General features: G+C 45.1%; 4 protein-coding genes and 1 pseudogene. 2 read left to right on the top strand and 3 right to left on the bottom strand.

Going from position 1 to position 5,123, the window contains the following annotated elements:
• Nucleotides 1-85: 85 nt before the first annotated feature.
• From purB to mnmA, 3 genes and pseudogenes are all read right to left on the bottom strand, one after another.
• Nucleotides 86-1,456, bottom strand: coding sequence for an adenylosuccinate lyase (gene purB / locus QTO00_RS16730; protein WP_331425797.1), 1,371 nt, complete (start codon nt 1,454-1,456; stop codon nt 86-88).
• Between the two features lie 160 nt (nt 1,457-1,616).
• Nucleotides 1,617-2,234 (bottom strand): high frequency lysogenization protein HflD, encoded by a 618-nt coding sequence (hflD, locus tag QTO00_RS16725; protein WP_331425796.1) that lies wholly within the window; start codon nt 2,232-2,234, stop codon nt 1,617-1,619.
• Between the two features lie 17 nt (nt 2,235-2,251).
• Nucleotides 2,252-3,226, bottom strand: a pseudogene (gene mnmA, locus QTO00_RS16720) (tRNA 2-thiouridine(34) synthase MnmA); the annotation flags it as partial.
• 87 nt (nt 3,227-3,313) lie between these two features.
• Here mnmA and QTO00_RS16715 point away from each other — a divergent pair.
• Nucleotides 3,314-3,583, top strand: coding sequence for a hypothetical protein (locus QTO00_RS16715; protein WP_331425795.1), 270 nt, complete (start codon nt 3,314-3,316; stop codon nt 3,581-3,583).
• Between the two features lie 255 nt (nt 3,584-3,838).
• The coding region (locus QTO00_RS16710) for an inosine/guanosine kinase (protein ID WP_331425794.1) at nt 3,839-5,123 on the top strand (1,285 nt) is incomplete at its 3' end.

The raw sequence follows: 5,123 nt of genomic DNA, 5'->3' as shown, positions 1-5,123 counted from the left end.
ATGAAATAGTATGGCGGAGCCACAAAAGAGGGTTGGCAAAAAGCCAACCCTTCAATTTATCTTCGAAACTCGAAACTCGAAACTCTTACAGCTTATCTGTCAGCTCAATTGCTTGACCGATGTAGTTGGCTGGAGTCATCTCTTTAAGACGCGCTTTCTCGTGCTCTGGAAGCTCTAGACCGTCGATGAAGTGACGCATTGCTTCACCATCTACGCGCTTACCACGTGTTAGCTCTTTTAGCTTCTCGTATGGTTTCTCGATACCGTAGCGGCGCATCACTGTTTGTACTGGTTCTGCTAGAACTTCCCAGTTCTGGTCTAGTTCTGCAAGTAGCGCTTCGCGGTTAACTTCTAGCTTGCTGATACCTTTAAGCGTTGAAGTGTATGCAATAATAGCGTAGCCAACACCAACACCTAGGTTACGTAGAACCGTCGAGTCAGTTAGGTCACGTTGCCAGCGAGAGATAGGTAGTTTTTGCGCTAGGTGGCCGAATACTGCGTTCGCAAGACCTAGGTTACCTTCTGAGTTTTCAAAGTCGATTGGGTTAACTTTGTGTGGCATTGTCGAAGAGCCGATCTCACCAGCAATTGTCTTCTGCTTGAAGTGGCCTAGTGCGATGTAACCCCAAACGTCACGATCGAAGTCGATTAGGATAGTGTTGAAACGTGCAACCGCATCGAATAGCTCAGCGATGTAATCGTGAGGTTCGATCTGCGTTGTGTATGGGTTCCAAGTTACGCCTAGAGACTGAGTGATGAACTCTTCAGAGAACTGGTGCCAATCGACTTCTGGGTAAGCAGAAAGGTGAGCGTTGTAGTTACCTACCGCGCCGTTGATTTTACCTAGGATCTCGACATTAGCGATCTGCTGGTATTGACGTTCCATACGGTACGCAACGTTTGCCATCTCTTTACCCATGGTAGAAGGAGATGCAGGCTGACCGTGGGTACGTGATAGAAGAGGGATGTCACGATACTCAACAGCAAGCGCTTTGATTGCGTCGATGATGTTTTTGATTTCAGGAAGAATCACTTCGTCACGAGCTTCTTTAAGCATAAGCGCGTGAGAGGTGTTGTTGATGTCTTCTGAAGTACATGCAAAGTGGATGAACTCGTTTACAGCGTCTAGCTCAGGTAGCGCTGCCACTTTCTCTTTAAGGAAGTACTCAACAGCCTTAACATCGTGGTTAGTTGTGCGTTCGATCTCTTTGATGCGAGCAGCGTCTTCTTCTGAGAAGTTTGCTGCCAGCTCATCTAGGAACTTGTTTGCTTCTGCGCTGAACGCAGGTACTTCTGTGATTGCATCTGTAGCTGCAAGCTTTTGTAACCAACGAATTTCAACGATAGAGCGGTACTTTAGTAGTCCAAATTCACTAAAGATGCTGCGAAGTGCGATTGTCTTGCTTCCGTAACGACCGTCTACTGGTGAAACAGCAGTCAATGCTGACAGTTCCATGATGTTCTCCTGAAAATTGAGTTGCTAAATTTTGTGTGCTTTATACCAATATCAAGCGCGTTTGTCACTACTATTGCGCAAACGTTTGCGTTGCTTGTATTTTGTGAGAAGTAATTTTGTATAAAAAAGCTCGCGATATTGCGCGAGCTTATAGTTCATTTTAGATACGTGCCAATAGAATTTGGGCTTGTTCAACCATCTTTTTACGGCCGAAGATTAAGTGGCGACGTTTACCACCAACCTGACGCCATAAAACCGCACTGCGAATACCAGAAAGCAGCAGAGCGCGGACTTTGTGCTGATTCGACGTCTGTTGCAGCACAGACGGTGTACCTGTCACTTGGATTCTCGGGCCAACTGGGCTGATAACATCTAAGTAGACGCTAGCAAGGTTGCTGATCATTTGCTCGTCTAGCAGTTCAAAGTGGTCGAGTTGACGCTCAAGCATTTGAATACGATCGCCCAACTGAGACATAGCATCATTGCGAGTTTGCAGTTTACGCTCTAGTGCCATCAGGCTAATGATGTAGCGGGTAATCTCACTGCCGTTTGGCGTACTATCAATACCTTTAATCAAACACTCTAAACCAAGCTTAAGATCAGATTCCCGGCCGAAAACACCAATCGTATTGTTTGGACTGGTGTTCATAATTGCTTTTAATGAAGTTTCAAACGCGTCGGAGTCACAGTGACCGTTCTTAGCGACTTGTTGCACCAAGGCAACTGCTTGGCAGATCCCTGCAAAGGCGATTGTACGGTCATATAATGTGTTTGCCACGTATTCCTACTCCTAATTTAAATGCGTTCTTCAATGATGCCGCCACCTAGGCAGACTTCATCTTTATAGAAAACCGCTGACTGGCCTGGTGTCACCGCGATTTGAGGCTCGTCGAAGATAACTTTAATATTTTCATCATCAACAGGGATGATAGTACATGGGATATCTGTTTGACGGTAGCGGGTTTTTACAGTGCATTGTAACGGTTCTTTAATCGCTTGACGATCAACCCAATGCAGTTGTGATGCAAGCAAGCCTTGAGACTTAAGCATAGGGTGATCTTTACCTTGTACCGCAATTAGAACGTTACGCTTAAGGTCTTTGTCACCAACGAACCACGGGTCTTCGTTACCGCCGCCACCTTTTTGTCCACCAATGTGTAGACCCTTACGTTGGCCTAGTGTGTGGTACATCAAGCCATTGTGTTTACCAATCACTTTACCTTCTGGTGTCTCAATATCACCAGGCTGCGCAGGAAGGTAACGACCTAAGAAGTCGGTGAACTTACGCTCGCCAATGAAGCAGATACCCGTCGAGTCTTTTTTCTTCGCGGTGATCAGATCTTGCTCTTCAGCAATGCGGCGTACCTCTGGTTTCTCTAGGTCGCCAACAGGGAATAGGCTGCGTGCCACTTGGTCGCTGCTTAGCGTATATAGGAAGTAGCTTTGGTCTTTATTGCTATCTAGGCCGCGAAGCATTTGTGGTTTCGCGCCGTTATCGATCTCTTCTTGAGTTGGGAATGTGCGACGTACGTAGTGACCCATAGCAATGTAGTCAGCGTCGAGTACTTCATCAGCAAATTCTAAGAAGGCTTTAAATTTGATCTCTTTGTTACACAGAATATCTGGGTTCGGTGTACGACCTGCTTTGTATTCAGCCAAAAAGTACTTGAATACATTGTCCCAATATTCAGCGGCAAAGTTAATCGTGTGCAGATGAATGCCTAACTTGTCACACACTGCTTGCGCATCGGCAAGATCTTCAGCGGGCGTTTAGTTGCTAAATCTGCCTATTTTTGACTATTAATCTTGTATATGTGGCATAGTGGCGAAAATTCAACAGACCCTAGAGTGAAACAGATGAGCGAAGAAAACCAAATCATGGAAGAAGCGCAGTTAATCGAAGTGATTGAAAACCAGTTGGAGGATGGTGAGCCTGTTAAAGTTAAAGAGACCTTAATGCGTTTAGTGATGACAGGCACGCCCCGTGAAGATGCAATTGCAATGATGGCCTGTGCAGTCGCGATTGAAATTTTCGACGTAATGAAAAATGAAGGCGAGTTTAACCTTAAACGCTATGCAGACAACCTAGACCGTTTACCAGATCTAAGCTTTATGGAAGGTGAGTAACTGTCTGAGATTAGGGTCAAAAGACCTTTATAAGTGCGGAGTTATAGAACTGCGCACTTATGTTCCCACAACCACTAAATACCCACCGCTACTAGTTAGCACCTTTACGACGAGTCTAGGTCATTTTCAACCTGCGAACGATTAATTGCTGTGGCAAACGTTTGCTATAATTCCTTGTGTTGCCGCGCTACGAGCCGCGAGGTAGAATCCGGCATCCCGTCCCTTTATTCAAAATTTTACTGCAGAAGCATAGTTATGAAATTTCCAGGTCAACGTAAATCCAAGCATTACTTTCCTGTTCACGCACGCGATCCTTTGGTGAGTCAATCACAAGAAAGCAAAAAAATGTCGCGTACGCATATTATTGGTATTGACCAAACCCTTGTTGATATTGAAGCTAAGGTCAGCAGTGAACTAATTGAAAAATATGAATTGAGTAAGGGACACTCATTAGTTATTGATGATGATGCTGCAGAAGCGCTGTATAACGAACTTAAACAGCGTGACCTCATTACCAACGAATATGCTGGTGGTACCATTGGCAATACGCTGCACAATTATTCGGTACTTGCCGATGACCGTTCAACATTGCTAGGCGTGATGAGCCAAGATATAAAAATCGGCAGCTATGGTTACCGTTATTTATGTAATACATCGAGCCGTATGGATTTAAATCACCTACAAGGGGTGGATGGTGCTATCGGTCGCTGTTTTGCCCTTATTACAGAAGATGGTGAGCGTACCTTCGCTATTAGTGAAGGGCAGATGAACCAGCTTAACCCTGACAGCATTCCTGAGAAAATCTTCAAAAGCGCGTCTGCATTGGTACTAACAGCGTACCTTGTACGCTGTAAAGCGGGTGACCCTATGCCTGAAGCAACGATGCGCGCTATCGAGTATGCAAAAAAGCATGATGTGCCTGTGGTACTTACGCTTGGAACAAAGTTTGTGATTCAAGATGACCCTGAATTTTGGCAAAACTTCTTAAACAATCACGTTACTGTTGTAGCGATGAACGAAGATGAAGCTGAAGCGTTGACGGGTGAATCAGATCCTCTAGCCGCTTCTGACAAAACTCTAGATTGGGTCGACTTAGTATTATGTACTGCCGGACCTGTGGGCTTATTTATGGCGGGTTACACAGAAGAGTCTGCGAAACGCGAGACCTCTTTACCATTGCTACCGGGTAGTATTGCAGAGTTCAACCGTTACGAATTTAGTCGCCCGGCATCAAAACGTCTGTGTGATAACCCAATTAAGGTTTACTCACATATTTCTCCGTATATGGGTGGACCTGAGAAAATAAAAAATACTAACGGCGCTGGTGATGCTGCGTTATCCGCGTTGCTACACGATATGGCGGCGAATAAATACCACAAAGAAAATGTGCCTAACTCTAGCAAACATGCTCACTCCTATTTAACTTACTCTTCTTTCTCGCAGGTGTGTAAGTATTCTAACCGAGCAAGCTATGAAGTATTGGTTCAGCATTCTCCGCGCTTGTCTCGTGGTTTACCAGAGCGAGAAGATAGCTTAGAAG

Source organism: Vibrio sp. M260118 (assembly GCF_036533755.1).
Lineage (GTDB): Bacteria > Pseudomonadota > Gammaproteobacteria > Enterobacterales > Vibrionaceae > Vibrio.
Note: the sequence above shows the minus strand (reverse complement) of the source record. Positions and strands in the feature narration are given on the sequence as shown.

Coding starts and splice junctions, on each gene's coding strand:
- QTO00_RS16715 (WP_331425795.1), top strand. CDS start 3,314: ATGAGCGAAGAAAACCAAATCATGGAAGAAGCGCAGTTAATCGAAGTG.
- purB (WP_331425797.1), bottom strand. CDS start 1,456: ATGGAACTGTCAGCATTGACTGCTGTTTCACCAGTAGACGGTCGTTAC.